Raw genomic sequence first — 24,295 nt, forward strand, 5'->3', positions numbered from 1 at the left:
ATGTATTGTATAGAAGAATACAATACATCCATTGTTTTATACGTGTTCTTGATAGTCATAAGGGTTTAAATTGTATATATAAACTTTGATGATTATCAAGATTTATATAAATATAATTAGTTTAATCATAAGGAAATGATGGATATTTTAATATATCGGTAATTTTTTGGAAATTTTAGAATAATTTATTTTACATTTTGTTATAATCCTATATCATATACATACAGGAGAAATTTGGAAGAGTTTTGAAGGCGAAGTTTCGTATCTATGTAATACCGATAGTAGTTTTTAATTACTAAATAATACTATTCATGTATACGAGGTGAAACAAATGGGGAGACGAGTAAGCGAGAAGAAAACAAAAGAGCAGTTTTTATATGAGAGAAGAAGACAATTAGAAATAATGGAAGGTATTAGTAGCATCTGCAAAGGATGCGATATTTATATAGAATTGAGAAAAACGAAAGCACATAAAGAAGTTGCCAATACATGTGCAAGGAATTGTAAGTTGATTAGTAACGTACAAAAGGAGACAAAGATGTTTTTAGAAACAATTCGTTAAAAATGAGAAGGGAGGAATAAGTATGAATCATTCATATAGTAGCTTGAATCGCGATGAATCATTAGATAAAACTATAACACAAAGTTCTACTGCAAGAAGTATTAAGCCAATGGCAAATCTAGAAGAAAACACTTTTGAAATTAAGGAAATTGGGAATTATAAGGTACTATCAAAACAAGAAAGTTTAAAATTATTTCAGCGGTACAAACATGGTGAAAAGGATCTACGTGATTATTTGTTTCATGTGAATGTAGGACTAGTATTATCTATTGCAAGAAAGTACAAAAACAAGCACCCTGATATAGAGTTTGATGATCTGGTCCAAGAAGGTAATGAGGGAATGTTACGGGCAATGGAAGATTTTAATCCGGCATTAGGGTATTGCTTTTCCACGTACGCTTTTTGGTGGATACAAAAAAGTATGTTAGGAATTATATGTAAAAAAAAGTCCGGATCTTTTAAAATCCCTAATTATGTGAATCAATTTAATTTAAGATATGTCGAGTTAGAAGATAAATATCTACAAATGTACAACAGAACCCCTTCAGTGGAAGAAGTAGCAAAAGAGTTAAATGTAACTAGCGAAACAGTCATTAAGCACAACGTATATTATAAGCGAGCTACTACTATTACTTTGGATGTAGATACAATAAATGAAGATATAGGTATATTAAATCCATTCTATGATGATAGTTCAGCAATTCCGTCAACAAATGAGATGGTAATTGAAGACTTAAATTACGAGATATGGTTAATATTTGATGAAGTATTAAACCCAAAGCAAAAGATGGTACTAAATCTATGTTTTGGTCTTCTAGATGGTAAAGTATATTTGCATAAAGAAATTGCAAAAGCACTTATGATAACAACTGAAAGAGTGTCACAAATAAAGGATGAAGCAATTAAAAAATTGAAGAAATGTGACTATAAAGAAGAAATTTTTAATCTATTACATGAAAAGTTGAAAGTAATGGATGAACTTAATATGGTGTGAAAATATATTTTTGTATTCATCAGAATATACAGTATAACGAGCGTGTTGTATCCTTTTTCTGTCTGAAAATTTTAGAAAAGGGGTGTGTTAAGGGGATAACATGTACTAAAAACTCAATAGATGTAAAATAAAAAGAAGGATAAATGGGTGCTACCTGTTTATCCTTTTTTATTTATCATGCTTAAAAAAATAATATTATCTTTATTTTTCCTTAGTTTTTCTATAGAAATATCTCATGATTAATTATGAAGGATAAATAATTTAATTACTCTCATTTATGAGGTACCAATAGAAAGGAGGCCATTGTTGTTATATGCATAATAATAGAAAAAGAAACGTAATTAAAGAAAGGATTAGACAAGAAAAAGAACGACGTGAGCGATTACTAGCAGAGGAAGAAGAACAATATGAGGATGTCTATAAAGATACAATAAGTGAGCAAATACCACAAGAGCATTCAGAACAACCGCGGAACCAACGTGAAGAAAGTGTAAATGTAAATTCACCTAAAAATGAATCTTCAAATAGTAACCCAGCTCTTGATTGGATCACTACAATTCAAAAACAGGCAGGCACTTCTGAAAATGATTTAAAAATAGAAGAAGCAAGGGAACGTGAAGAAGTAGAAGCACGTAGAAAGGCAGAAGAAGAAGCAAGAAAACGAGCAGAAGCGGAAGCACGTAGAAAGGCAGAAGCAGAAGCAAGGAAACGTGAAGAAGCGGAAGCGCGTAGAAGGGCAGAAGAAGCAAGAAACCAGGCAGAAGCGGAAGCGCGTAGAAAAGCAGAGGAAGAAGCAAGAAACCAGGCAGAAGCGGAAGCGCGTAGAAAAGCAGAGGAAGAAGCGAGAAACCAGGCAGAAGCGGAAGCGCGTAGAAAAGCAGAGGAAGAAGCAAGAAAACGAGCAGAAGCAGAAGCGCGTAGAAGAGCCGAAGAAGAAGCAAGAAACCAGGCAGAAGCGGAAGCGCGTAGAAAAGCAGAGGAAGAAGCAAGAAAACGAGCAGAAGCAGAAGCGCATAGAAGGGCCGAAGAAGAAGCAAGAAAAGAGGTAGAAGCTCGACGGAAGGAAGAAGAGAGAAAACTTGAAGAAGTAAGAAAAAGAAGATTAGAGGAAGAAAAGAAAATAAAAGAAGCACAACAGAGACAAAAAATAGTTGTAGCTAAAAGTGAACCAGAAAGTGATGAGATTAATTTAAATAAGGAAAGAGATCTACCAAATGAAACTAAATTTGAACAAAAAGAGAAAGTTGTAATCGATAAAAAAGGAATCTTAAATAATATGAAAAAATATAAGTACGCTATTATAGGAGTCACATCAATTGTTTTATTAGTAGTAGCAGGTTTTGCCTTTAGTAATTTGAAGAATTCACAGGCTGCATCTGCAAATAATGTAAATAGTTTAGAAGTTAATGCGAATTTAATAAATGGATTAAGGCTATCTGCAGTTCAAAAATATCAAGATGCTGCCTTGGAATTTGATAAAGTGGATTATAAAAAATTAGGAAAAGAAGATAAAAAGGCAGTTTTATTTACTTATCTTTTAAGCGGTAAAGCACAAAAGGCTATTGACTTAGAGCAAGATTTTGCAGAATCAGTAGTTTCATATTATATAGCTGTTGATAACTTGAAAAAGGTAAAAGAACTTAAAACTAAAAATTCACTAATTAATTTTGAAATTGCTGCGTTAGATAACAAACATGAAGAAGTTATCAAATTAATAGATCAAGTGCCACTAGATGGTAGAAGAGAAGGAATTATTGTTAATAGTTATTTGAAATTAAATAAATCTGAGGAAGCTAAAAAGTTTGCTCAAAAGGTTGGAAATAAAGATTTACTCGAAAAAATTAGTAATTCTACACCTAATAGTTCTGCTACATCTGTTGCAACTATAAGTGCAGGTTAAGTAATGGGGAGGAATTGATTGTGCCTTTAGATTATTCAAAAATCTTCAAGAAAGTTTTACTTGCAACTACTGCTACTACCTTAAGTGTTGGGGTAGTTTCAGGCTGCTCGCTGTTTTCTTCGGAAAAAAAGAGCACCAAAACAGCATCAGTATCTAAAAAGAAAAAAGATACTGAAAAAGAAAAGAAGAAAGATGAGAAAAAAGATGAAAGTAAGAATGAAACGAATGAAAATTTAAATACTAACGATTTTGATGAAATCATTGATAATGCAAAACGTAGCTCTGATCAAAATTTAGCCGGAATCATTGAAAATAACAAAACTAAAAAGAAATTTGATGATTTAACTGATTCAATTGCTACCGCGGCTATAAATTCAGATAGAAATCTAGCATCAGTTATTGACGGTGATAAATCAAATAATCGTTTTTCAGATTTAAATACTTCAATAGCATCAGCAACAAACAATCCTTCTGTTTCGGATAATAAGGATAGTAAGAACTTTGTATTTGGTGGCGATTTAAATATCAATGATGGGGTTGCTATTGCAGATAATTCAATGCCTCCAGTTAATCATGATAAAAAACCGCCAGCTTCTGGAGATTCTAGTAACGTAGGAGATGCAAAACCACTAACAGGTGGTGAAAGTAATAGTGGAGGGGGAGATATAAAACCACCAACAGGTGGTGAAGGTAATAATGGTGGAGGAAATACAAAACCACCAACAGGTGGAGATGGTAATGATGGTGGAGGCGGTACAAAACCACCAACAGGCGGAGATGGTAATGATGGTGGTACAACAAAACCGGAGAAACCTGAAAAAGATACAGTGGCACCAGTAATTACAGCAAAGCAAGGTGTAACTATACATGTAGGAGATAGTTTAAGTGCAGGCGATTTAGTAAAAGTAAAAGATAATAAAGATCCAAACCCAGTGGTAATAGTGGGAGCGTACGATACAGGTAAGGTAGGGGAAATTCAAGTAACAGTAACGGCAACAGATGCATCAGGAAATAGCTCAAGTACAACAGTAACTGTCAACGTAGTCGAAAAAGAAGAAGAAAAGGATACAGAAGCACCAGTAATTACAGCGAAACAAGGTGTAACTGTTTATGTAGGAGATAGCTTAAATGCAGGCGATTTAGTAGACGTAAGAGATAATAAAGATCTAAACCCAGTAGTAATAGTAGGAGCGTACGATACAAGTAAGGCAGGAGAAATTCAAGTAACAGTAACGGCAACAGATGCATCAGGAAATAGCTCGAGTACAACACTAATCGTTAAAGTAGTAGAAAAAGAAGAGGAAAAGGATACAGAAGCACCAGTAATAACAGTGAAACAAGGTGTAACCGTACATGTAGGAGATAAATTAAGTCCAGAAAGTTTAGTGAGTGTAAAAGATAATAAAGATCCAAACCCAGTAGTAACAGTGGGAGTGTACGATACAAGTAAACCGGGTACAATATCAGTTCAAGTAACGGCAACTGATAATACGGGTAACAGCTCAACTGTAACGGTAACAGTAAAAGTAGTAGAAAAGGAAGAGGAGAAGGATACGGAAGCACCAGTAATAACAGCGAAACAAGGTGTAACCGTACATGTGGGAGATAAATTAAGTCCAGAAAGTTTAGTGAGTGTAAAAGATAATAAAGATCCAAATCCAGTAATAACAGTAGGAGCGTATGATACAAGTAAGCCAGGCACAATATCAGTTCAAGTAACGGCAACCGATAAGGTAGGAAATAGCTCAACTGAAACAGTAAATGTTATAGTTCTTGAGAAAGAAAAGCCAGAGCAGAAACCCGAACAAAAACCAGAACAGAAAACTGCAGGAACAACTTCTAAAGAGCAGGATAATGGATTACTTGCATCAAATTTTAATGGTGTAGCTAAATAAGATTTTAGCAGAAATCTATAATAGCGAAGATTTTAGAAGGTTCATCTATAAGTTTTTTATCAGTCGAACTTAACTAATCAAAATCATATTTTAAAAAGGTCCGACTTTCCTACAGTTGGACCTTTTTTATATGTTTAATTAATTGTATTAAAATTTCATAAATTTATTTAATGGTTTATAGCGTAAAATTACCTTACCTTCAATATCATTCAAAGATATAAATCCTATTTCTTTAAATCTACTGTCTAAGCTTTCTTCACGATTATCCCCTAATACAAAAATTGTATTATTTGGAACCCTTTCGAAACCATAAATATTTTTCAATGAAAAATCAGCTGTTTTATCTTTTGAGTATGCATCTTTTACCTGAAGTCCATTTATATAAAGCATCTGTGATTTATATTCTATTCTATCTCCAGGTAAACCAACTACTCTTTTTATAATTGTTTTTTTATTAGAAGTGTTTTCTAGGGGGGAATTAACAACAACTATATCAAATCTTTGCAGATCGTCTATTGAATGGGTGAGATGATTAATTAAAACCTTGTCATTATTAAATAAGGTATTTTCCATAGAGACTCCAGAAACCTTATATGGAAAAAAAACGAACTGTCTTAGTAAAAGTAAGGTAACGCCAATTATAAATATTAATATTGGAAAAACAGAAATTAGACGTTTTTTCAATTGTAAATCAAACTCCATTCTGAGGGTTTATAATATTCATCATAACATAAATTTAACGGATTAAATATTCTGAATATTGTTGTTTTTAAAGGTGTAATTTGTTAAAATTAAGTATACCTTTTTTAAATTTCAACTTTTTATATCTATAACCACTATAGCCCTTTCGGGGTTTCGATTTTCAAAGATAGTTTAAGTTTTTTACTTTTACTTTCTTTTTAAATATTACTCCGAAAAGGGCTTTTTTGCGTTTTTTGGAGAACATCACATTGTGAAAGGATGAAGAATTTATGAAGATTAAGAGATTGTTCTTAGTGTTAGGCGTTTTAGCTATGATGTTTGTTTTTTATAACACCTTTATAAAGGATGAACCTCAAACAGATGCTTTAACTCCAATCAAAGTAGAAGATTTGAAACAAAAAATTCAATACGATTATTTGTTTGAAGATGAATTATCACAAAATGTGATTAATGACTTAGGAGGGCAATTCAAATTAATATTTGATGATATTGATAAGAATGGCCACCTAACCATTTATCAAAACAAAAAAGAACTAGAAATGTTTTTAGGAAATCATGTAACTACTGTAGAATTAGCTGATGAATTTATATCAGACTACTTTAGTACAAATAAGAATTACAAAGTTACTTATATAAGTAAACCAAGTCTATTTAATTATAAAAAACCAAGAACTGTTACAAAAGTAAAAAAAGGATTGTTTTTGGTAAAACAAAACAACTTAATTCTGGAATTTAAATATGTACCAGAAATAGACGGATTTCGAATTTCTGAGATTGCATATTTAAAATAAAAAATTACTTGGAGGGATTTATTATGTTGCAAATTAGAACTGTTATTGCTGATGCATTAAGAATTGATGAAGAAGTGAATAGCTTTTTGAAGTATTGTGCAAATTACGAGAAAATGGTTAAAAAAATAACACCAAACGGGTTCATGGAACGTGAACAAGGCCAATCGCTTTTGGTTATGGTAATAGAATATGAAGAAAAAAATGACTGCGGTTATGAAAAAGACGAGGATTAATTCCTTGTCTTTTTTATTTTCTATGAAGGGTGGATATATCGGCTATGAAAATTATAAAAAAGTGGCCGTTATAATGGTACCTATTGATTTAGCGGAAGTTCTAAAGTTTATACGTAAAGAGTCATTCTCAGTTAAAGAATTATTGAATCAGAACTTTCAACTTGAATCAATAGTCGCAGCTGAGGATTATATGAGACCTGAATTGTTTGAAAATCATACTAATTTAGGCGAAATCACAGGAACTAGAATAATAAATTTATGTAACTTTGAAAATGTAGAGGATAAAAAGGTAGCATTTGAGATACTGGAATTCTATATTCATCAAAATTGTATTGTAATCTATAGCATAATTGATGGCAGATTGAAAAAATAAATAATAATCAGGCTTTCGAATTATTAGTGTAAAGGTATCAAAGAATTTGATTTGTTAACTTGAGAAAGTTAAATAACAGAATAAATTTTCTGAATTTAAAGATGAAACGAACTTCATTGTGATATAATTTAGTTGCATTTTTTTATTTTTCTTTTTTATATCACTAACTACTTATAGCCTTTCGGGTTAATGAAATTACACAAAAAGGAACTTTATGTTACTTTATTTCATTGTGTAAACAATTCATTTTCCTGGAAGGTTATTTGTTTTTGCCTGAAAGGGGTGATGCTGTGTCATAGCAACTAATTATTAAATAGAAACTGCTGCTGCAATGTCAAAAGTTTTTCGAAAAGGGGTGCATATTATGTTGGTTACAGTAATTGTGTCAGTTGTCGCTGGTATGGTCTCAGGATTGGCTAGTCATTACATCACAAACAAAAAGTTTTTGTTGCCTCGTAAGAAAAAGCTTGCATTTCACCCGGGTTTCTTGGGAGAGATGTTTGTAGGAAGTATTGCTTCACTCGTTGGTGTTGCAATGTTTAACCCTGAAACAATGATGGATATTCTAAAGGTGAGTATTCTTGCTGGGATTTCAGGGCAAGCTTTCCTGCTGCACAATCGTTTGGCGACGGAACAAGTAAAAACTGACGAGCTTCAGTCTATTTCAAAGAAATTGACCGAACTCGAAAAAAAGAATAAGGAATAAAAGAGGAGTAATCTGTTATAAATAGAAATAGAGAGATGAGGAGATTTGGTTATGTAACGGCCAAATACAAAGAGTTAAGTTGAGGTGAGCCCCATGTCTCGAAAGGAAGTTTTTGATTATCTAGATGATCAAGAAAAGGAAGATTTAGCAGAATGGACAGAAGAGCTTAAGAATGCTCAATCTACGAAAGCAGTTAAACTTTATTCAAGTAAGATAAAGGAACTGCTAGGAAAGATTGAACAACGAATGATTAATTCAGGAGAGGAAGCAGCGACAGTTAGCTTCTAATTGAATAGCAAGAAATAGAAAAGCTGATGGAGGTTTTATCCATCAGCTTTTCTTTATTATAAAAAAATTTCTAAGAAAACAGAGAAGATGGTTGATTTGCTTTGTTATTAAAAAAATTATGAGGAGTGTTTACAATGAGTACAGATTTATTCATGAAATACTAACGAAACGCGGAATTATTCCAGAAATCGATAGGGCAGCGATGTAAATGATGGAGGAAAGCACATTATCACTGGTAATAGTATTGTCAGTAATATGTTTATTGGAATACCTGGTACACCGAATGAATAGATGTCTGGGACAAAAAATGGGATGGTAACAAGATGACGAATAAGCAGCAGCGTGATGAATATGAACAAAAGAAAATCTTGTGGATCATAAGGAATTTAAGAACTAGAGTTGTGCATAACAGAACAGATAAGGTTGAGGTATAACCACCCTAGCTAATGATAAAAGCCCTACAGGGGATGTAGGGCAAGACTAAGGGTATTGAAGAATTGTCGATTCTAAAAGTAAAGGACTTCTTGGAATGTTATAAGTTTAACATAAAATCTATTAAAACATTATATAAAGATGTTACGAAATTATGAATATAAAAAAACAAAGATAAAAATTATGAAAAAAGTTGATAATCCATAGGAGCCAAAAGGGATTATGTTTGTAATAGCGTTTTTATAGAGTGAATACGACAAGCTCTTGCTTTTCGTAATATTCGGTAATCTAATAGGGTGCCCTACCTAATAGACTGGTTCCTGAGTATTATGATGCCTGAAAGCATTAAAAAAGCCCGTACAGAAGCACAGGCCAGTTGTTACACATATCGGTAACTAAATTTTAACAGATTGTTAGGTAGTTATCTATTAAAAATGAAAAAACGCTCGATGGCAACGAGCGTTGTAGAGAAAATATTCCCTAAAATTAGCTACATGTATTATAACATACGTTTTCTCTCAGTAAATAAGGAGGAATGAAATATGATTGAAAATCCAATTACTTACGGTAATTATCATGACTCATCAGCAAGAGACTTTATTGAAGAATGTGAAGGTTGCAATGGAGAAATATACTTCGGTGAAAGTTACTTAGATTTTGGTGGTGATTACTTACACGCAGAAACAGAGTGCATTACGCAATATGTAATGTCTCATTCTACAGAGAAAGTGGCAGGTGAATAAGGTGGGACTACAAACCAAAATTGAAGCTGAAATTCAAATTTTAATGAATTTGGTTGAACGATATAAGCAAAGCAAAGAGCCTAACGCCGCATCAATGGTTGTAGCTTACGAATATGGATTACAAGCACTTATGCAAGTCTATGAAGCTAGTAAACAAACGGAAATAGCACCATTTTAAAAAGGGGAAATTCATATGACAACTGAAAACTACTTTTCTAAATTAGCTTAAATAGATTGCACGGAACATGTTGAAAAGAAAGGGCGTTTTAACTACTTATCATGGGCAGTTAAAAAGTAGATCCAACAGCAATATGGGAAGTAAAACGATTTAATGGAGGGCCTTACCTCAAAACAGATTGTGGTTACTTTGTAGGGGGGGAATTAACTGTACAAGAAAATCACTAAGTCAAAGTCACCCACTACTAAACAATCAAAACAAGCCAATTGCAGAGCGTAACAGCTTTGACATTAACACGAGTATCCAGCGGTGCTTAGTAAAAGCAATTGCAATTCACGGATTAGGTTTATAAATTTATGCGGGTGAAGATTTACTAGAAATCCAAGAGGAAATAATTAATGCTCAACAAGTTAGTGCAATTAAATTAAACATAAAAAATTAGCTACTCGTCGAAAAGTAGATGAAGACAGGATTAAAGGACAATTAAGTATTAAAGAAATTGTCGAATTGACATTAAAACAAGCAGAAGAAGTACTTAAGAAATCAACAAAGTGGGTTAAAGGCAACATAGCGGTATGCGAAAGGGCGAATGCGTGATGTTTAAGATACCTGTAAGGCGTGGGTCTATGAAGGAGATGTTAATAGCAGTTCGTGATTTAGAAAAACGAGGTTATGACTATGTAACGCCAATTAAACGAATATATAGGGCAGAAAGAACCTTTTATCATGAAGGTAAGTTCAGAGGGAGAGAAAAGGTTCGGTTTACTGGCATGGAGGACAATGTGAGTTATGAGTGTTGGATGAAGAAAGTGAACTAAATGAGCAAATTACTTATACATTAACAACCGTTAATCGTTTTATTGGGATTAATAAAACGATTGTATTAAATGAAGCGATATTTTACAACAAGTTCATTATTGGTAAATAAATTAAAGAATTTCAATGAAGGCTATAACAGTTACGATGAATGACTTAAGCAATTTCCTTTATGGTCTTCTGCTACATTACGAAGGATAATAAACAAACTTGAGAAGCAAGGGTTACTTATAAAAAGGAATTACAACAAGTTAAAAATAGATCAAATAAAATAGTAAGGTTCAATCTACTATATTTACAACAAACCTTACAGGAGTGTGTTTAGAGGGGGCTTATGATGAACGGATTGTATCGCGGATTCTCAATAACTTCAGAACGATTACTTTCAAAGAAACAAAGTATTACAGAAGAAAGACATTATCAGTTTTAAAGGGGGAATTAAAATGTGTGCATGTAACGGAACGGGAATAATTAAGAACGATATGGGTAATGGCTGCTTTCAATTTGTACCTTGTATTTGCGAAGCAGGGAATCGCAGTCCTGAAGAAGTGGATAGAAGACGTCATGCTGTTATGGCGGAGCTAAGGGAAATTCATCAATTACAACTGGAGGGGAAATGGGATGCCACGACTTGGAACGGATTTGGAAAAGGAGAATTACATAATGGCGTTGCAACAGGAAAGGTACATGAAGAAATCGCGTCGTAACTTATATATCGCTTTAGAAGAATTAGACTTAGTGTTTGATGAAAGTGAAGTGATTCAATTAAGAAAAATGTGGGATGAGGATAAAGGTATTCTCGAAATAGCAAAAGAGCTAGGAAGGCATCAACTAGAAATCGCCGCATTAATCATGGATCAGGCAGATAAGAACAAAATCAAATCGCGCCCAATGGGGTTAGGAGCATGAAACAACTAACACTAGAGGATGTAGTCGGAAGTTTTGATTATACTGCAACAAGTACAGCGGATAAGTTTTTGAAACGTAATAGCATTATGACGTATTCAGTAGAGTTTTATGATAAAGACGAGAAATGGAAGCTCCGTTGGTTTGACGCGAAGTCCGGGGGCGCAGCTTTAGAAATGGCTAAAAAGAAATACGGGAACATACAAATCATTACCACCCATATTTCAGATAGAACTTTAGAGGAGATTATGAATTTGGATTAGGAGGCATAGCGCCATGATGATAAATAGATGGCTAGAAAAGGAAGATTATCAAGCAGCCGAGAAGAACGGCATTGGCTATAACATGTTATATCGTAGGGTGTATCAAATGGGATGGGATGTTGGTAAGGCAATTAATACACCGCCTCGGAAATATCAATTTAGGGAACAAAAGTGGTTAAGAATAGCATTAGAAAATGGGGTTAAAAAGAAAACATTTTTAACTCGTGTTTATAAAGGGATGTCACCAGAGGAAGCAGCAAAAAAGCCTGTAAAGAAATTAAGAGCAACAATGGAAGATATGGTCAATTTAGCTGAAGAGAACGGTATTTCATATAGCACATTTAGTAAAAGAGTATTAAAAGGAGGATGGAGTCCACAAAGGGCAGCAACTACACCTATAAGGAGACCTAAGAAGAAAAGTAGCTAGGAGGCAACATGGACAGGAAACAAATCTATATCGATGTTTTACTACAAAAAGGAATTTATAAAGAGGAAAAGACTGGTCGACAACTTTATGAGATGACTGAACAAGAGTTGTGGAATCTAATTAAAGGAGTGTATCAAGAATGATGGAAATACAACATGATGTTTACGAAGTGACTCAATTATTAATCAAAGCAAAGGGAGGTAATTGACACTCCCACGGCTAAAGCCACAAGCTGACTAATGTCAGTGGGATTCTTACTACCAAAGGCGAAGTCTATTTCTAGTATCGCTGACGTGCAAGATTGCGGTGTGCCATCAACACTCCGTATCCAGTGCATATAGCAGATACGGCACTCATTCTCTATTACCAAACGAGTCAGATTGTGAGTTCTCAAATGTGTTTTAGCGTCTTGTGCTTGACGACTCAATACATTTTACGGAGTAGAAGAATTTGTTACTTCAACCTCCTATGTATTCTGTTTTCAGAGAACAAGATTGTTTTAGAGACTTTTATTTTCCTATTATGAAAATGATCCCAATTCAAATTCTTGATGTAGAGAACGTACCTTCGGTGTTTTATTTGTACATCGCATTTGACCTCACTCTCATCCCATTCCTAAAGTGGGTGCTATCGCACCGTAGTGGGGTTTCCCGTTCGGAAAATCTATAAAAGATGTGGAGTTACCAAGATATGCAAAGTCTGGTGGTGCTGGTTTTGATTTTGTAGCAGCAGAGGACACGATTATATGACCGGGCCAAACAAAGGTTGTACAAATGGGATTAGCTTTGGAGATTCCACCAGGATATGAATTGCAGGTACGTCCGCGTAGTGGTATGACGCGTGATTCTTGGAACTGAGGATAGTGGTTTTAGAGGGAAGGTTAGTGTACTTGTTGATTACATTGAATTCCCTAAAGAGACTAGCATGCAGGCTAATGTAATTGAAAGAGGGAATCTGGACTTCGAATCAACGGAGGGTGAAATAAAAAAGGCTAGGATTTGCTCCTAGCAAAGAATTATGTCGTACAGAAAGGTAAAAACCTAATGTTTGCAATTTCATTATATAACGTTTCTGGGGTGGAAGAATTAAATCATAGTAATCTTTACGTAACTTTTACATGTGATTGAAATATTTGATAACACAGAAATAGATTTATTAGAAATTGAAATTATTAAAGGGATTTCTGCACATGGAAATCCTAAATGTAATGTATGCGGTAAAGAAATCTTAATAGTACCGAGTTACGTGGTTATTGATTTAGATGAAGATACTGCTAACTAGGAATAGAGCTCCTAGCAAAATTAAAGAATCAACTAAAATTAAGAACTGGTTTTTCTGTGGTTTTCGAAATTCCCTTATTAAGCTAAAAACGACACTCATTCCGAAACAAATATATAACAAAATCATTATTGTTCCTGACATACTTAACACTCCTAATATATTGATAATTTAATTATATATCGAAAAGTACGTGTGTGTAAATTTTTAACAAAAAAATTATTGGAATAAAAAAATGGCTCTTACTATTACGTAAGAACCCCATAACCGAAGAAAAAAAGTCGTATGTGAAACCATGCAGGAATCACAATAATATTTTAACATTTAAATATATAGTTGTCTATACATCGAATTGAAAAAATATTTATTTAAACGAAGGAGCCCTAGATTTAGGGATCTAGAGCTTCTTGTGTAGGTATAATTCACACAATTTATGAAAAGAACCTACTGAAGATAACATATAAATGTTTCATAAATGTATCAAAAAAGTGAAAAAATAGTTATTTGAATAGAAAATGACAGCTAGAATATTAAGATTGTATCAGCTGTCACTAAAATAAAAATTTATTTTTATTAGTAGGTTTTTAGTTGATATTTTTACTTCTTTTAGAAGAAATTGTACCAAATATTACTCCTGACATTGCTCCGATTAAAGTCATAAAAATTGCACTCCATGCTGCAAATGACATAACTACACCTCCTAAAAATAACTTATTGTAACTATTTAAAGCTATTGTTTCTTAGTCTTTTTAATAGAAATGATGATTGCAACAACTGTTAAGAAAATAAGAGGAGACCACGAAAAGAAAGACATGTAGTATTCTCCTTTCGATAATAATTATAAACATTGTATAAAGCAATTATTACATGTTTATAAATTTGATATACCAAATATGTAATATTGCATATTGAATTGTAGGACGTGGGGAAGTAAAGACGATAGTCGAACCAAAACACCATTTTAATAGAGAACATTTAACAGGACCCGATTAGGGGGACGGGTCCTGTTAATGGAACGATAGATTTTTATGATATTACCAATAGATTACCATAAAAGGTAATTGAATTCCATCGGTTGGGTGTTGAGAAAGCTTTTTATAAATGCCTTATTTTACATAACAAGGCAGCTAGCTAAAGTAGCTAATTGCTCGGTTGTACAATTTTAGAAGTTTCACTGGATACAGCTATATGTTGTACAAAAGTTACAACTATATCATAAACAAATATTAAAATATTATATATGAAAGAAAAATAAATAAAAATTTCATTTTGTTTATTTTAAAGCCAAAAAAGAGCACTTTATTAAGTGCTCTCGTGACGAGATCCATTTTGTGAAGACTACTTTATTTTATAAAGAAAGGAACACAGAATATTATATGCGTTTCTTGTTAATTGAGTGTATTTTTACAGACAAAGAGCAGCCAGCAAAAGCTAACTGCTCGGTTCTCCAAGGGGGAACAAGGAGAAAATCTAATGTCATATAAAGTATTGACGGAATATTGGGTTTTATTCACGAGAGATTATATTCCGAAATTTGGATTATAATAGTCGATATTCTCCATATTGACCAGAAAAGAACTAAAAGTTCTAGTGAAATTCCAAGTGTTCTTTTCTTAGTTTTTTGAGATTCTTTTATCAAATAGCCAACAGCACTAATTGCTATAAGAATAAAAAGAATAAGTTCTAGTGTAACTGGCATTTTATCTGCTCCTAAACAAATTATTTCGTATATAATAATTATAAGATATTTATTGATCATTAGTAGTAAACATTTGAAAAAAATAATCCTTTTGTCATAAACAAAAAGGCAGTTGTTTCCGGAACCACCTTTCAGTAAAATAAAGCACTTTTTCAGGAATAAAATATGGCTGATTCTTGAAAAGATTATAGGGTTTAATCCCATTTTTATAATTCAAGTGACGAACTTAATTTTTAGAAAGGCATGACTACATTATATGATAGCTTGTCAATAATGCTCACGACTAAAAGAGCAGTTAGTAAAAGTTAACTGCTCCATACAAGGAGATACAAAGAAAATTACTTCAAATGAGTTTTGACATACAGCCTACATATAGTATTGACGGAAAAATTATTTTAAATCCAAGTTACTTAAAGTAAACATTCCTACAGATACAATGGCTGCACCTACTGAAGAACCTAGCCAATCTCTCCAACTTAATGTATTTAAAGGTGTATCTGTTAGATCTATAATTAAGAAGATAGCAAATATTAATACACCAAATGCTAAGCATCCCCAAGAAGTTTGTAAGGATTTAATTATCTTCTTCCGGAATTTGTTCATATAAATCATCCTTACTAATATTTTGTATTTTTATAAATAAATTATTGCATATATGGAAATTGAAAGTAAAGAGTATACAATATTACATATTGAAACTTAACGAACTAATTATTTTTATAGACAGTGAGGAATAACAATACGATTTAACAGCAGAAGAGATTACTGGAAAATTAAGCGCATAAGTAATCAAAAGCATCCATAACGGGTGCTTTTTTCTTTGTTATATAGAAATTACACATTAAGCATACATGTATACGCATTGTTACGATACGCTAAGGAATAGTAATAAAAATATGAGACCAATAAAACCGTATAAAAACCAAAAGAATCCTAAGACGGAAAATATTTTATGGAAATAAAGCATGGTAAACCTCCTTGGGGATATAAAGGATTATAATATATCGTTGGCCTATATAGAAGGAAAAACATAAATTGGTACATATTAAACGAGGGGTAGAATAAAATGGACATTTGGATTAAAGGATTCTATATAAATAGGTAGAATCTAATTATTTAGTTCACATTTTAATCCAAGGGGTACAAATTCGATGCGACGTGAAAAGGATTTGTTGAAACAATGGAAGGCAGATTTGCAAGTTATTCAAAAAGAGAAGAGACTGAAGAAGAAGGCTAAGAAAAAAATAAGAAATATAGCATTCCGGGTAATACAGCTGACTTCATGGATGGCAAGAATACTTATCGTAAAGAGAATGGGGTATGGAAACAAAGGAATAAATAAAGTCAGGATAAATAAGTTTGATTAAGTTTATAGCAATTATCGTAGGCGCTTGCCGTAATCTGGGTGGCGTCTTGTTTGTTGTTAAGGAAAGATTAGGGATCAGATAGATTTGCAAATTGAAATATTATTAGTCTGAAACATAGACTAGTAAACAAACCATTTCTAACTTTTAATCATAGAATATGATGAATTCAATTTTTAGAGGAGGGAATCATATCTATGGGATGGAATAATAATTTTGGACATTCTCGAGATTGTAATAGATTTTGGGATGATTTAGTATTTTGTGGATGCGGTCGTAGACGCAGAAGAAACGATTTTAACAACTGTCATTGTAGACGTGACTGCGATTGTGATGAGTGTCGTCGTAGACGTGATCATGAACGCGATCGTAATCATGATCACGGTGACCATCGAGAGTGGTAAATTCTTTTGAAGGAGTGCATATCTTAATCGCACTCTTTTTTATTATGTTTTTATCATTTTAGCCAAGAAGACTCCTTCCTCAAGGAGCGTGAAGGGTCACAGCCGAGTGAGTAGGTGGGAGATGAATTGGCTTCGAACAAGGGATGGCAGGAAGCCATCTTAATTGTTCGACTTACAGAAAGTTTTACTCCACTACCTATCGAATGTACGTTTGGTATATAATAGTCATATACTGAAATGGAGGTGAATTAAATGATAATTAATAAAGCCTTTAAGTTTCGTATCTATCCAAATCAAGCACAAGCAATTCTAATTAACAAAACGATAGGTTGTTCTCGCTTTGTATTCAATCATTTCCTATCCCTATGGGATCACGTATACAAAGAGACTGGAAAAGGTTTAACATATGGTACATGCTCTGCCAAACTTCCTGCCATGAAGAAAGAGTTTGTTTGGCTCAAAGAAGTGGATAGTATTGCGATTCAGTCGTCTGTTCGCAACCTTGCGGATGCATATACACGATTTTTCAAAAAACAAAATAGTGCCCCGCGTTTCAAATCCAAGAAGAATAACGTACAATCTTACACCACAAAACAAACAAATGAAAACATTGCCGTTGTAGGGAACAAAATAAAGTTGCCGAAACTAGGCCTTGTTCGATTTGCCAAAAGCCGCGAAGTAAAGGGACGTATTGTAAATGCGACTGTTAGACGAAACCCTTCTGGCAGATACTTCGTGTCACTATTAGTTGAAACAGAAGTACAAGAACTTCCGAAAACACATTCTTACATTGGAATAGATGTAGGACTAAAAGATTTCGCTATTTTGTCAGATGGTAAACCCTATAAAAATCCGAAGTTTTTTCGATTATTAGAAGATAAGGTGGCGAAAGCGCAGCGTGTTCTTTCTAGAAGAATGAAAGGATCTTCTCGCTGGAATAAACAACGAGTAAAGGTAGCTAGAATTCATGAATACATATCAAATGCTAGGAAAGATTACTTGCACAAAATCTCAACTGAAATCATCAAAAATCACGATGTTATCGGTATAGAGGATTTGCAAGTATCGAATATGTTAAAGAATCATAAGTTAGCAAAAGCAATTAGTGAGGTATCATGGTCACAATTTCGAACAATGTTGGAATATAAAGCAAAATGGTATGGAAAACAAGTCATTGTCGTATCGAAAACATTTCCTTCCAGCCAATTATGTTCTTGTTGTGGATATCAAAATAAAGACGTTAAAAATCTAAACCTACGTGAATGGGACTGTCCTTCTTGTCGTACACACCATGATAGGGATATTAACGCAAGTATCAATATAAAGAATGAAGCGATAAGGCTTCTAACCGCAAGGACTGCGGGGTTAGCCTAATCAATTAGAGTTCGATAGAACTCTTTACTTAGGAATCCCTCACTTCTAAACAAAGTGAAAGTGGGGGTAGTTCAACTCTCTATGATTATCTCAGTATTGTTGTCATATTTTTGGTTGACATAAAGGCGGATGAAGGCATTTTCTTTAAGAGGTTTATTTCCAGGTTTTACACTTCCAAATGTAACTGTTTTTTCTATCCCATCCTTATTATAAGTAGATAAAGTATAGAATCGTTGGTTCCCTTTTATCTCACCGTTGTTTGTTATCTGTACATAATATTGTTCGGTTCCCATTCTATTTATAGTAGGTGATCTTTCGCATCCAATAGCAAAACTAGAAAATAGTGCGAGTAATACAGATATAACTAATGATTTTTTCATATAACACTCTCCTTGTTTGTGTATATAGAAAATTATAGTAAAGAGTTTATAGTGGAAAAATTGATTTTAGTGACATTAATATTACAAAACTTTAAGGAGTAGCTCATTAAGGATTTTTAATAAAATAGTTATTGTATTGAACAAAAAAACATGCACAAAAATTGTACATGTACAGTAAAAAACTATGTCTTGTCTAAGTAAATATATGCTTGGCTTATACAAACTGTGAGTCGTTTTTCATTAAGGAAGATGTTAGAGAAGATTAGAATAAAAATTTTATTTTGTATTAAGTTGGAATATAAAAAGAGCACTTAGTAAAGTGCTCTCGTGACGAGTCTCATTTTATAACGACTATTTTATAAAGAAAGGAACTCAGAATATTATATGTGCGCCAGTCAATTGAGTACCTTGTACAAATAAAGAGCAGCTAGCAAAAGCTAACTGCTCAGGTAATGGAATATGGTTCGAAATGGGTTGTTTACAGTATTGACGGAATATTGAGTTTTATTCAGGGGCAGAAATAGTATATGTACAAACTGTAGGCTGAATTAAATAAAAAATAACAGAGTTGCAACGTAGCAAGATAAAACTGAAATAATAGAAAACATGGTTTTAAGTTTTCGGCGTTCTTTTTCATCCTCCGTGGCAAACAAAATATATTTTCGTATTCCAAATACGAATAGCCAAATGCCAAAGGTTAATCCGAACATTCCAACAAAGAAATGAAGATTTGGGAATGAAGTAGAGGTAGTAGCGGATAAAAGTACAGTTTTAATAGATAAATAAGAAAATGTTGTTAAAAGAGAACAATATATGATAGCAATAATCCATTTTTTCATAATAGTTACCTCCTTTTATGAAATAGTAAATTTATGTAAATGAAAATATTATATCATGAAGCACGTTTATTGTATGTAATGGAGACAACTGAACAAAATACTCCTTTTAATAGAAAGTGAGGAGTAACAACGGGACTAGGAAACCGTGGGATTGCATTTGGAATGCTTATCAATCTAGCGAATGAAAAAAATGTATCAAAGAGGGGGAGTGGTGCTTATAAGCAAGCGCCCGGCTCCTGTGAAGGTATTAAATAAAGGTGGCCGTGTACTAAATGAATTTTATGAAGCTAAAAGTACAGTAGACTATGACGGTGTGTATAAGCGAGCTATCGCATTTGAAGCGAAGTCTACAGAGAAAGGTACACGTTTTGATTTGAAGAACATTGCACAGCATCAATTGGATTACCTGGAGAAAGCGGAGAAGATGGGAGCAATTTGTTTCTTCCTTATGTTGAAGAAGCAGTAGCACCAGCTATGTTTGATGGAATGATTCAATTTGATCAGGACCATAAGAAATTAGTAAATAGCATTGAAGCAGCAAAAGAGAAGATGGCTAATAAGAAACACAAATTATTAAAGGTCTAATGGATAACGGAACCATACAGAGTGGTGGGGGCTACTCGCGTTATACGTTTCGAAAAGGCACCTATTTAGGTGCTTTTTTGTTTGCATCTTTCGAGATGGACGAGCATATATTGGAATGTGTGGATGGAAACCACTTTATATATCAGAGCACCTATCAATTATGGGTGTTCTTTTATTATGTGAAAATTTTATAAGTTGTGTGAGAGTTGAAAAATAGTATATTATCTTTCTCAATGTACATATTAAGAAAAGTTTTTAATATCATACATAAAAGGCGGGATAATATGAGTGAAAATAAGAAAAATGAAGAATTGAATAAGATAAAGAAGTATTATTTTAATGAGGACAATCAACCAGTAGCTGGTATAGAGTTAATTTTGCCGCCGGATATAGGAATCATGTTAGACCCTAAATCAGTTAATGATGAAAGTAGAGATATTGATAATGAATAAGTTTAATTTAAGCATCCATTCGGGTGCTTTTTTCTTTGTTGTATAGAAATTACACATTAACCCCCTTTAATACATGACTTAGGCGAATATCATATAATGACACTGAACGGTTTCCAACATGTTCCCCTATATTTTTTCAAGGGAGAGCACTTATTGGGGGAGTGCTGTCTTTCGTTTGTACATAAGGAGGCTTTTATCATATAATATCAGGTCAATATAAATACACCGTTACTCACTTAAAGAGCTCTATAAATAGGTATAGAGCTTTTTTATTGCACATAAGGAATTCCCAAACATACAATATCGAGTCAATGCCAACCAACTTATTCCTTTTCCGAGAGCTATATATATTCCGCTATAAAGCTCTTTTAGGTTGCGCCATTAGAACGGGCAAGGCATTGTCGTATATTTTATACTCAGAAGCTTAGGGCACTTTATAGTGTTCTTTTTTTATTGAACAAAATGGACATTTAAAAATAAGGAGATGATCCATATGGTAACTATGGCACGAAGAAAAAGTGGAGCTTGTTCAAAAAGGATGCAAAAAATACGCACCCGTGGCGGCGCGAATGAGAATTATGATTGGCAGTGTAATTATATTCAGCAATATTATAGATATTCCTCATGTATTTGCTGATGGTTAAAATCCGGATGTGAATGAGGTATTTAAAGATGTCCAATCAAATGACGGAAAGATAAAGAATTATATAGAGGGCCAATTATACAATCGTATTGTAAATGCGTTTGAACCGGTTATATTCTTAATTAAAGTGGTGTCATACCCAATAGCATCCGTTGTAGCGTTATGTGGTAGTTTGTTCATTATGGTTGGTAGTCAGGAGCGAGGATTCAGTCTAATTTCAAGGGCAGGTATCGGTTATAAAGTGGTGCAAATGATTCCGTTATTTATGAGATTGCTAAGGCTATTTAGTCCTACTTAATGTAGGACTTTTTCATATGATAATAACCATCTATCGTTATTATCAGACAACATATCTTAACTCAACATTCGCAATAAATAGTTTTATGTTTCTAAAATTGTAATATATTTACATAAATGAAAATCAAAAGTATGATGAAGGTGCAAGCTATAAAACTATTAAAGGGGGATTTTTTATGTTAAAGAAACTAGCAATTGGAGCATTAGCGACTGGGGTCATGTTATCTGGAGCTGGCGGTGTGATGGCGGCAGAAAACACACCAACTTTAAGTAAGGAAAAGGTTGCAGACTTAAATACTTTAAGTACGGCATATACTACTGTTAATGTCTATGGGAGCACTGTTGAGTTTGCTGTAAAAGGCTTAGAAAATCCATTCACTTCAACGTATTATCAAAAAATAGCTTGGACAAATAGCTATTCGAATCCAAATAATTATAATACATTAGCAGTAGCATATCCACAAAGCGGGAATGGTTATCAGGCATATGGATATGAATCATTAAATAATGTTAAACAAAAAATAGGCTCTGGTCAGACTGTCTATGGTTTCGCCCTAGCAAATAACGGAACCTGGTATCCGGCTGGACAAGCTATAATTAACTATTAAAATTTAAAATAAAAAGGAGTCCTAGTGGGCTCTTTTTTTACTTGTAGGAATTTCTTAACCATCATGGAATACTGTTTACAATATGCAAATATGCATATTGTATTTATTTGGGTTTTTTGTATGTTAAAATTATATATAAAGATTTTTATATATAAAAACCTTAAATCAAAAATATCCAATGGGTTTTGAGAGGTGTTATATGTTTACAAATAAGAAATTAATTCGAATTGGTCTAACAATATTTGTATTTTTATGTATAATTGATTTTTCAATCGGTTATTTTCAATCATATCTTGCATCAACAGCAGATATTAAATGGACAATGCCAGAAATGTGGGAAACTATTTTGATAGATGCTCCTCGAGGTATACTTGTTCTTTTAGGTGCAATCGCTTTGTATGATTTCACAAAACAGACATCAAAAAAAGATGCATCAATCTAATCATGTCTTTCTTCAATTAAAAATTTCATGATAGTAATCTTAAAAAAAGCCCTGATCAGGGCTTTTTTTCTTGTTACTGATAATGAGACACTATATCTGACTTACATAAATACCCTATTTGTTCAAATCAATCCTTGCTGATGGTACAATTAAAGCCATGGAGGGGAATTATGGGGATTTATTATGTAATACCACTACTTCTTATAAACGGCACTGCGTTATTCTTATTTTTCTTGTCTGTTTCACCAAAAATTAAGACTAAAAACCTATCATCGATAATGGTCTGTTTAGGGATAAATCTAATCACAAGTCCAGCGGCTTTTCTTATAGGTGGGATAGCTGATTATGCAGGTGTGGCGGCTAATTATGGGGCTTATTTTGCGGGTGAGTCGGCAACAGCGCCTCCTCTAGTGAGTCGTGTGCTTTATTTTTCGGGAGGATTTCTCTTCATTCAGGGAATACCACTCCTTATACTAATTGTGGCTTTGTGGAAGGTTGCAAGAGCAAAGAAAATAAATTAAGTATAGAAGTACATGATGAAAGGGTGGATTCCTTTTTAGAGGAGGGATCCGTTTTTTTCTTGCTATCGATTATAATGCGTTATGTTAAATAGAATTGTATAGAGCATTCATTTATTTTTCTTTTATAGATCAATTCATAATATAATATAGAAAATATTTCTTTGTTTCGTCGATTAAGGAGGGAATTTAATATTGGAACAAGAAAAGATTGATATTTTAGCTGAAACCTTATTATTGGAGGTTATAACACAAAAAGTTGAAATGATAGAGCAGCTGCCCATTATGCTAAAAGGTATTGACTATTTAAATGGTTGGGCAGAAGTCATTTCAAAAACAACAGAATGTGAAATTTTTGAATCAGATGCACCCAGTGTAATGAATTTTTTTACCGTAGGAGAAAAAGTTTTAATTGAGCTAGAGATGCCATGTCTTATATCAACATGGCAGAATAGAGAACAACTTCTGAGAATTACAACTACTGTGAAAGCAAAATGCTTAGTTTCTCATGCAGAAGTATTTGATTGGAACAATATGAATAAAATAGAATTGTTAAATCGCCAAAAAGATGTGCAATTTGTAGAGTTAAACTATATAGATACTGAATGTGATGATATTCGTGCTTATTGAATTAGACAAAACAATAAATTCTAGTTTTTGACGTATTTAGTAATTCATGTAATTTTTCTGCAGATTTAGAATTAGCTAATATCTTATCCATAGATTTTAATAAATCTGAATTCCGTATAATTAGAACAACATTTTCCATGTACTTAAAACCTCCTAAAGTGTTCTTTAAAAATTTCACGTACTATATGTTTAATATATTTTTATACACCAAATAATCAAGGGCATACTGTCTCTGAAAGGACGTAAATATCGTTTAGAATCTCACATGTAATTACATAAAATATAATCATAATATCCATATATGATTTTCTGTGTAGGGTTTTCTTTTCAAATATTTGAATTGTCTCGAAATAATAGGAACGATTTGTACATTTTTTAAAGTGTAAATCCAGTTAATTGATAGTTGATTTATTTTTATACAGCCAAATAGCTACATCAAATTGTATTAATTTTTTGATTATTAAAAATTTCATAGTAGGAGTTTGATAATTATAATTTATAAGAAGTAAATATGAAAAAGTTAGAGAATTATCTTAGTTATTAAATAGATTCTGCCTATACTTTAAGTAGAGC

At 33.0% G+C, this 24,295-nt stretch carries 30 protein-coding genes and 7 pseudogenes; 32 read left to right on the forward strand and 5 right to left on the reverse strand.

From position 1 onward, the window contains the following. The first annotated feature begins 331 nt into the window (after window positions 1-331). The 4 genes from AC1Q8L_RS23345 to AC1Q8L_RS23360 all read left to right on the forward strand — a co-directional run bounded on the left by AC1Q8L_RS23345 (window position 332) and on the right by AC1Q8L_RS23360 (window position 5,351). On the forward strand, window positions 332-562 hold the full coding sequence (locus tag AC1Q8L_RS23345; RefSeq protein WP_000533697.1) for a hypothetical protein: 231 nt from the start codon (window positions 332-334) through the stop codon (window positions 560-562). Window positions 563-584: 22 nt separating this feature from the next. Further along, a complete protein-coding gene (locus AC1Q8L_RS23350) occupies window positions 585-1,556 on the forward strand; it encodes a sigma-70 family RNA polymerase sigma factor (protein WP_001016824.1) in 972 nt (323 codons plus the stop codon). A gap of 313 nt (window positions 1,557-1,869) precedes the next feature. After that, a complete protein-coding gene (locus tag AC1Q8L_RS23355) occupies window positions 1,870-3,456 on the forward strand; it encodes a hypothetical protein (protein WP_492339502.1) in 1,587 nt (528 codons plus the stop codon). Between the two features lie 20 nt (window positions 3,457-3,476). After that, window positions 3,477-5,351 (forward strand): adhesin, encoded by a 1,875-nt coding sequence (locus tag AC1Q8L_RS23360; RefSeq protein WP_098312224.1) that lies wholly within the window; start codon window positions 3,477-3,479, stop codon window positions 5,349-5,351. 147 nt (window positions 5,352-5,498) lie between these two features. Here AC1Q8L_RS23360 and lepB read toward each other — a convergent pair whose 3' ends face one another. Continuing rightward, window positions 5,499-6,035, reverse strand: coding sequence for a signal peptidase I (gene lepB, locus AC1Q8L_RS23365; protein WP_000746562.1), 537 nt, complete (start codon window positions 6,033-6,035; stop codon window positions 5,499-5,501). 287 nt (window positions 6,036-6,322) lie between these two features. Between lepB and AC1Q8L_RS23370 the strand changes: the two genes are divergently transcribed. From AC1Q8L_RS23370 to AC1Q8L_RS23455, 18 genes and pseudogenes are all read left to right on the forward strand, one after another. After that, window positions 6,323-6,844, forward strand: a complete 522-nt coding sequence (locus AC1Q8L_RS23370) for a peptide ABC transporter ATP-binding protein (RefSeq protein ID WP_098312225.1) — start codon at window positions 6,323-6,325, stop codon at window positions 6,842-6,844. Between the two features lie 23 nt (window positions 6,845-6,867). Beyond that, a complete protein-coding gene (locus AC1Q8L_RS23375) occupies window positions 6,868-7,077 on the forward strand; it encodes a hypothetical protein (RefSeq protein WP_000939331.1) in 210 nt (69 codons plus the stop codon). A gap of 4 nt (window positions 7,078-7,081) precedes the next feature. Further along, complete coding sequence (locus tag AC1Q8L_RS23380) at window positions 7,082-7,450, forward strand: hypothetical protein (RefSeq protein ID WP_029948481.1); 369 nt, start codon at window positions 7,082-7,084, stop codon at window positions 7,448-7,450. Window positions 7,451-7,814: 364 nt separating this feature from the next. Then, window positions 7,815-8,156: a DUF4257 domain-containing protein gene (locus tag AC1Q8L_RS23385; protein ID WP_000961788.1), complete on the forward strand. Its 342-nt coding sequence runs from the start codon at window positions 7,815-7,817 to the stop codon at window positions 8,154-8,156. 93 nt (window positions 8,157-8,249) lie between these two features. After that, on the forward strand, window positions 8,250-8,444 hold the full coding sequence (locus AC1Q8L_RS23390; RefSeq protein WP_000087400.1) for a hypothetical protein: 195 nt from the start codon (window positions 8,250-8,252) through the stop codon (window positions 8,442-8,444). 974 nt (window positions 8,445-9,418) lie between these two features. Continuing rightward, complete coding sequence (locus AC1Q8L_RS23395; RefSeq protein WP_000572102.1) at window positions 9,419-9,619, forward strand: hypothetical protein; 201 nt, start codon at window positions 9,419-9,421, stop codon at window positions 9,617-9,619. Window position 9,620: 1 nt separating this feature from the next. Beyond that, window positions 9,621-9,797, forward strand: coding sequence for a hypothetical protein (locus tag AC1Q8L_RS23400; RefSeq protein ID WP_000524193.1), 177 nt, complete (start codon window positions 9,621-9,623; stop codon window positions 9,795-9,797). Window positions 9,798-9,848: 51 nt separating this feature from the next. Beyond that, window positions 9,849-10,394: pseudogene (locus AC1Q8L_RS23405) on the forward strand (Sak single strand annealing protein). Further along, window positions 10,394-10,615: a hypothetical protein gene (locus tag AC1Q8L_RS23410; RefSeq protein WP_000472844.1), complete on the forward strand. Its 222-nt coding sequence runs from the start codon at window positions 10,394-10,396 to the stop codon at window positions 10,613-10,615. Before AC1Q8L_RS23405 ends, AC1Q8L_RS23410 begins: the two are co-directional and overlap by 1 nt. Beyond that, on the forward strand, window positions 10,594-10,725 hold the full coding sequence (locus tag AC1Q8L_RS23415; RefSeq protein ID WP_257147332.1) for a hypothetical protein: 132 nt from the start codon (window positions 10,594-10,596) through the stop codon (window positions 10,723-10,725). The genes AC1Q8L_RS23410 and AC1Q8L_RS23415 overlap by 22 nt, the downstream gene beginning before the upstream one ends. 76 nt (window positions 10,726-10,801) lie before the next feature. Next, window positions 10,802-10,888: pseudogene (locus AC1Q8L_RS23420) on the forward strand (replication protein); the annotation flags it as partial. A 7-nt stretch (window positions 10,889-10,895) separates the two neighbouring features. Next, window positions 10,896-11,084: pseudogene (locus AC1Q8L_RS23425) on the forward strand (hypothetical protein); the annotation flags it as partial. Then, entirely contained in the window at window positions 11,057-11,320 is a 264-nt protein-coding gene (locus AC1Q8L_RS23430) for a hypothetical protein (RefSeq protein ID WP_000332347.1), read from the forward strand. The pseudogene AC1Q8L_RS23425 and the gene AC1Q8L_RS23430, both read left to right, overlap by 28 nt. Continuing rightward, the gene (locus AC1Q8L_RS23435; RefSeq protein ID WP_031313036.1) at window positions 11,235-11,522 is read left to right on the forward strand and encodes a hypothetical protein; all 288 of its coding nucleotides are present in this window, start codon (window positions 11,235-11,237) and stop codon (window positions 11,520-11,522) included. The genes AC1Q8L_RS23430 and AC1Q8L_RS23435 overlap by 86 nt, the downstream gene beginning before the upstream one ends. Continuing rightward, on the forward strand, window positions 11,519-11,782 hold the full coding sequence (locus AC1Q8L_RS23440; RefSeq protein ID WP_000811970.1) for a hypothetical protein: 264 nt from the start codon (window positions 11,519-11,521) through the stop codon (window positions 11,780-11,782). The genes AC1Q8L_RS23435 and AC1Q8L_RS23440 overlap by 4 nt, the downstream gene beginning before the upstream one ends. A gap of 13 nt (window positions 11,783-11,795) precedes the next feature. Continuing rightward, window positions 11,796-12,209 (forward strand): hypothetical protein, encoded by a 414-nt coding sequence (locus AC1Q8L_RS23445; protein WP_000973344.1) that lies wholly within the window; start codon window positions 11,796-11,798, stop codon window positions 12,207-12,209. Window positions 12,210-12,217: 8 nt separating this feature from the next. Continuing rightward, complete coding sequence (locus AC1Q8L_RS23450) at window positions 12,218-12,352, forward strand: Fur-regulated basic protein FbpA (protein WP_000375383.1); 135 nt, start codon at window positions 12,218-12,220, stop codon at window positions 12,350-12,352. 531 nt (window positions 12,353-12,883) lie between these two features. Then, window positions 12,884-13,160: pseudogene (locus AC1Q8L_RS23455) on the forward strand (dUTP diphosphatase); the annotation flags it as partial. A gap of 1,837 nt (window positions 13,161-14,997) precedes the next feature. Here AC1Q8L_RS23455 and AC1Q8L_RS23460 read toward each other — a convergent pair. Together AC1Q8L_RS23460 and AC1Q8L_RS23465 are read right to left on the reverse strand one after the other, a co-directional pair. Further along, window positions 14,998-15,186 carry a hypothetical protein gene (locus AC1Q8L_RS23460; RefSeq protein WP_001145518.1) on the reverse strand — a complete coding sequence of 63 codons (189 nt, stop codon included), beginning with the start codon at window positions 15,184-15,186 and terminating at the stop codon, window positions 14,998-15,000. 390 nt (window positions 15,187-15,576) lie between these two features. Next, window positions 15,577-15,789, reverse strand: a complete 213-nt coding sequence (locus tag AC1Q8L_RS23465; protein WP_001032093.1) for a hypothetical protein — start codon at window positions 15,787-15,789, stop codon at window positions 15,577-15,579. A gap of 548 nt (window positions 15,790-16,337) precedes the next feature. Between AC1Q8L_RS23465 and AC1Q8L_RS23470 the strand changes: the two are divergent. The 3 genes and pseudogenes from AC1Q8L_RS23470 (at window position 16,338) to tnpB (ending at window position 18,328) form a co-directional block, all read left to right on the forward strand. Further along, window positions 16,338-16,528: pseudogene (locus AC1Q8L_RS23470) on the forward strand (hypothetical protein). Window positions 16,529-16,747: 219 nt separating this feature from the next. Then, entirely contained in the window at window positions 16,748-16,954 is a 207-nt protein-coding gene (locus AC1Q8L_RS23475; protein WP_002094308.1) for a hypothetical protein, read from the forward strand. A 252-nt stretch (window positions 16,955-17,206) separates the two neighbouring features. After that, entirely contained in the window at window positions 17,207-18,328 is a 1,122-nt protein-coding gene (tnpB, locus tag AC1Q8L_RS23480; protein ID WP_000586182.1) for an IS200/IS605 family element RNA-guided endonuclease TnpB, read from the forward strand. Between the two features lie 71 nt (window positions 18,329-18,399). Here the strand turns inward: tnpB and AC1Q8L_RS23485 are convergent, their stop codons facing one another. Together AC1Q8L_RS23485 and AC1Q8L_RS23490 are read right to left on the reverse strand one after the other, a co-directional pair. After that, a complete protein-coding gene (locus AC1Q8L_RS23485; protein WP_025118345.1) occupies window positions 18,400-18,708 on the reverse strand; it encodes a DUF1093 domain-containing protein in 309 nt (102 codons plus the stop codon). A gap of 548 nt (window positions 18,709-19,256) precedes the next feature. Beyond that, window positions 19,257-19,547, reverse strand: a complete 291-nt coding sequence (locus AC1Q8L_RS23490) for a hypothetical protein (protein WP_000758756.1) — start codon at window positions 19,545-19,547, stop codon at window positions 19,257-19,259. 162 nt (window positions 19,548-19,709) lie between these two features. On the opposite strand from AC1Q8L_RS23490, the pseudogene AC1Q8L_RS23495 reads away from it, so the two are divergent. From AC1Q8L_RS23495 to AC1Q8L_RS23525, 7 genes and pseudogenes are all read left to right on the forward strand, one after another. After that, window positions 19,710-20,132, forward strand: a pseudogene (locus AC1Q8L_RS23495) (Holliday junction resolvase RecU). Between the two features lie 284 nt (window positions 20,133-20,416). Further along, window positions 20,417-20,584 carry a hypothetical protein gene (locus tag AC1Q8L_RS23500; RefSeq protein ID WP_001293569.1) on the forward strand — a complete coding sequence of 56 codons (168 nt, stop codon included), beginning with the start codon at window positions 20,417-20,419 and terminating at the stop codon, window positions 20,582-20,584. 495 nt (window positions 20,585-21,079) lie between these two features. Beyond that, window positions 21,080-21,525, forward strand: a pseudogene (locus AC1Q8L_RS23505) (hypothetical protein); the annotation flags it as partial. A 175-nt stretch (window positions 21,526-21,700) separates the two neighbouring features. Further along, complete coding sequence (locus tag AC1Q8L_RS23510) at window positions 21,701-22,132, forward strand: hypothetical protein (protein WP_000914195.1); 432 nt, start codon at window positions 21,701-21,703, stop codon at window positions 22,130-22,132. A gap of 178 nt (window positions 22,133-22,310) precedes the next feature. Next, window positions 22,311-22,574: a DUF3937 family protein gene (locus AC1Q8L_RS23515; RefSeq protein WP_025118347.1), complete on the forward strand. Its 264-nt coding sequence runs from the start codon at window positions 22,311-22,313 to the stop codon at window positions 22,572-22,574. 170 nt (window positions 22,575-22,744) lie between these two features. Continuing rightward, window positions 22,745-23,095 carry a hypothetical protein gene (locus tag AC1Q8L_RS23520; RefSeq protein ID WP_029948484.1) on the forward strand — a complete coding sequence of 117 codons (351 nt, stop codon included), beginning with the start codon at window positions 22,745-22,747 and terminating at the stop codon, window positions 23,093-23,095. A gap of 192 nt (window positions 23,096-23,287) precedes the next feature. Beyond that, complete coding sequence (locus AC1Q8L_RS23525; protein WP_000434467.1) at window positions 23,288-23,722, forward strand: hypothetical protein; 435 nt, start codon at window positions 23,288-23,290, stop codon at window positions 23,720-23,722. The last annotated feature ends 573 nt before the right edge of the window (window positions 23,723-24,295 follow it).

It is taken from the genome of Bacillus sp. GW823-FHT06A11 (assembly GCF_058795355.1).

Excerpts from the sequence above, each read along its gene's own strand:
- AC1Q8L_RS23345 (WP_000533697.1), top strand. The coding sequence starts at position 332 with ATGGGGAGACGAGTAAGCGAGAAGAAAACAAAAGAGCAGTTTTTATAT.
- AC1Q8L_RS23350 (WP_001016824.1), top strand. The coding sequence starts at position 585 with ATGAATCATTCATATAGTAGCTTGAATCGCGATGAATCATTAGATAAA.
- AC1Q8L_RS23355 (WP_492339502.1), top strand. The coding sequence starts at position 1,870 with ATGCATAATAATAGAAAAAGAAACGTAATTAAAGAAAGGATTAGACAA.
- AC1Q8L_RS23370 (WP_098312225.1), top strand. The coding sequence starts at position 6,323 with ATGAAGATTAAGAGATTGTTCTTAGTGTTAGGCGTTTTAGCTATGATG.
- AC1Q8L_RS23375 (WP_000939331.1), top strand. The coding sequence starts at position 6,868 with ATGTTGCAAATTAGAACTGTTATTGCTGATGCATTAAGAATTGATGAA.
- AC1Q8L_RS23385 (WP_000961788.1), top strand. The coding sequence starts at position 7,815 with ATGTTGGTTACAGTAATTGTGTCAGTTGTCGCTGGTATGGTCTCAGGA.
- AC1Q8L_RS23390 (WP_000087400.1), top strand. The coding sequence starts at position 8,250 with ATGTCTCGAAAGGAAGTTTTTGATTATCTAGATGATCAAGAAAAGGAA.
- AC1Q8L_RS23395 (WP_000572102.1), top strand. The coding sequence starts at position 9,419 with ATGATTGAAAATCCAATTACTTACGGTAATTATCATGACTCATCAGCA.
- AC1Q8L_RS23410 (WP_000472844.1), top strand. The coding sequence starts at position 10,394 with ATGTTTAAGATACCTGTAAGGCGTGGGTCTATGAAGGAGATGTTAATA.
- AC1Q8L_RS23430 (WP_000332347.1), top strand. The coding sequence starts at position 11,057 with ATGTGTGCATGTAACGGAACGGGAATAATTAAGAACGATATGGGTAAT.
- AC1Q8L_RS23435 (WP_031313036.1), top strand. The coding sequence starts at position 11,235 with ATGCCACGACTTGGAACGGATTTGGAAAAGGAGAATTACATAATGGCG.
- AC1Q8L_RS23440 (WP_000811970.1), top strand. The coding sequence starts at position 11,519 with ATGAAACAACTAACACTAGAGGATGTAGTCGGAAGTTTTGATTATACT.
- AC1Q8L_RS23445 (WP_000973344.1), top strand. The coding sequence starts at position 11,796 with ATGATGATAAATAGATGGCTAGAAAAGGAAGATTATCAAGCAGCCGAG.
- AC1Q8L_RS23450 (WP_000375383.1), top strand. The coding sequence starts at position 12,218 with ATGGACAGGAAACAAATCTATATCGATGTTTTACTACAAAAAGGAATT.
- AC1Q8L_RS23460 (WP_001145518.1), bottom strand. The coding sequence starts at position 15,186 with ATGCCAGTTACACTAGAACTTATTCTTTTTATTCTTATAGCAATTAGT.
- AC1Q8L_RS23465 (WP_001032093.1), bottom strand. The coding sequence starts at position 15,789 with ATGAACAAATTCCGGAAGAAGATAATTAAATCCTTACAAACTTCTTGG.
- AC1Q8L_RS23475 (WP_002094308.1), top strand. The coding sequence starts at position 16,748 with ATGGGATGGAATAATAATTTTGGACATTCTCGAGATTGTAATAGATTT.
- tnpB (WP_000586182.1), top strand. The coding sequence starts at position 17,207 with ATGATAATTAATAAAGCCTTTAAGTTTCGTATCTATCCAAATCAAGCA.
- AC1Q8L_RS23485 (WP_025118345.1), bottom strand. The coding sequence starts at position 18,708 with ATGAAAAAATCATTAGTTATATCTGTATTACTCGCACTATTTTCTAGT.
- AC1Q8L_RS23490 (WP_000758756.1), bottom strand. The coding sequence starts at position 19,547 with ATGAAAAAATGGATTATTGCTATCATATATTGTTCTCTTTTAACAACA.
- AC1Q8L_RS23500 (WP_001293569.1), top strand. The coding sequence starts at position 20,417 with ATGAGTGAAAATAAGAAAAATGAAGAATTGAATAAGATAAAGAAGTAT.
- AC1Q8L_RS23510 (WP_000914195.1), top strand. The coding sequence starts at position 21,701 with ATGTTAAAGAAACTAGCAATTGGAGCATTAGCGACTGGGGTCATGTTA.
- AC1Q8L_RS23515 (WP_025118347.1), top strand. The coding sequence starts at position 22,311 with ATGGGTTTTGAGAGGTGTTATATGTTTACAAATAAGAAATTAATTCGA.
- AC1Q8L_RS23520 (WP_029948484.1), top strand. The coding sequence starts at position 22,745 with ATGGGGATTTATTATGTAATACCACTACTTCTTATAAACGGCACTGCG.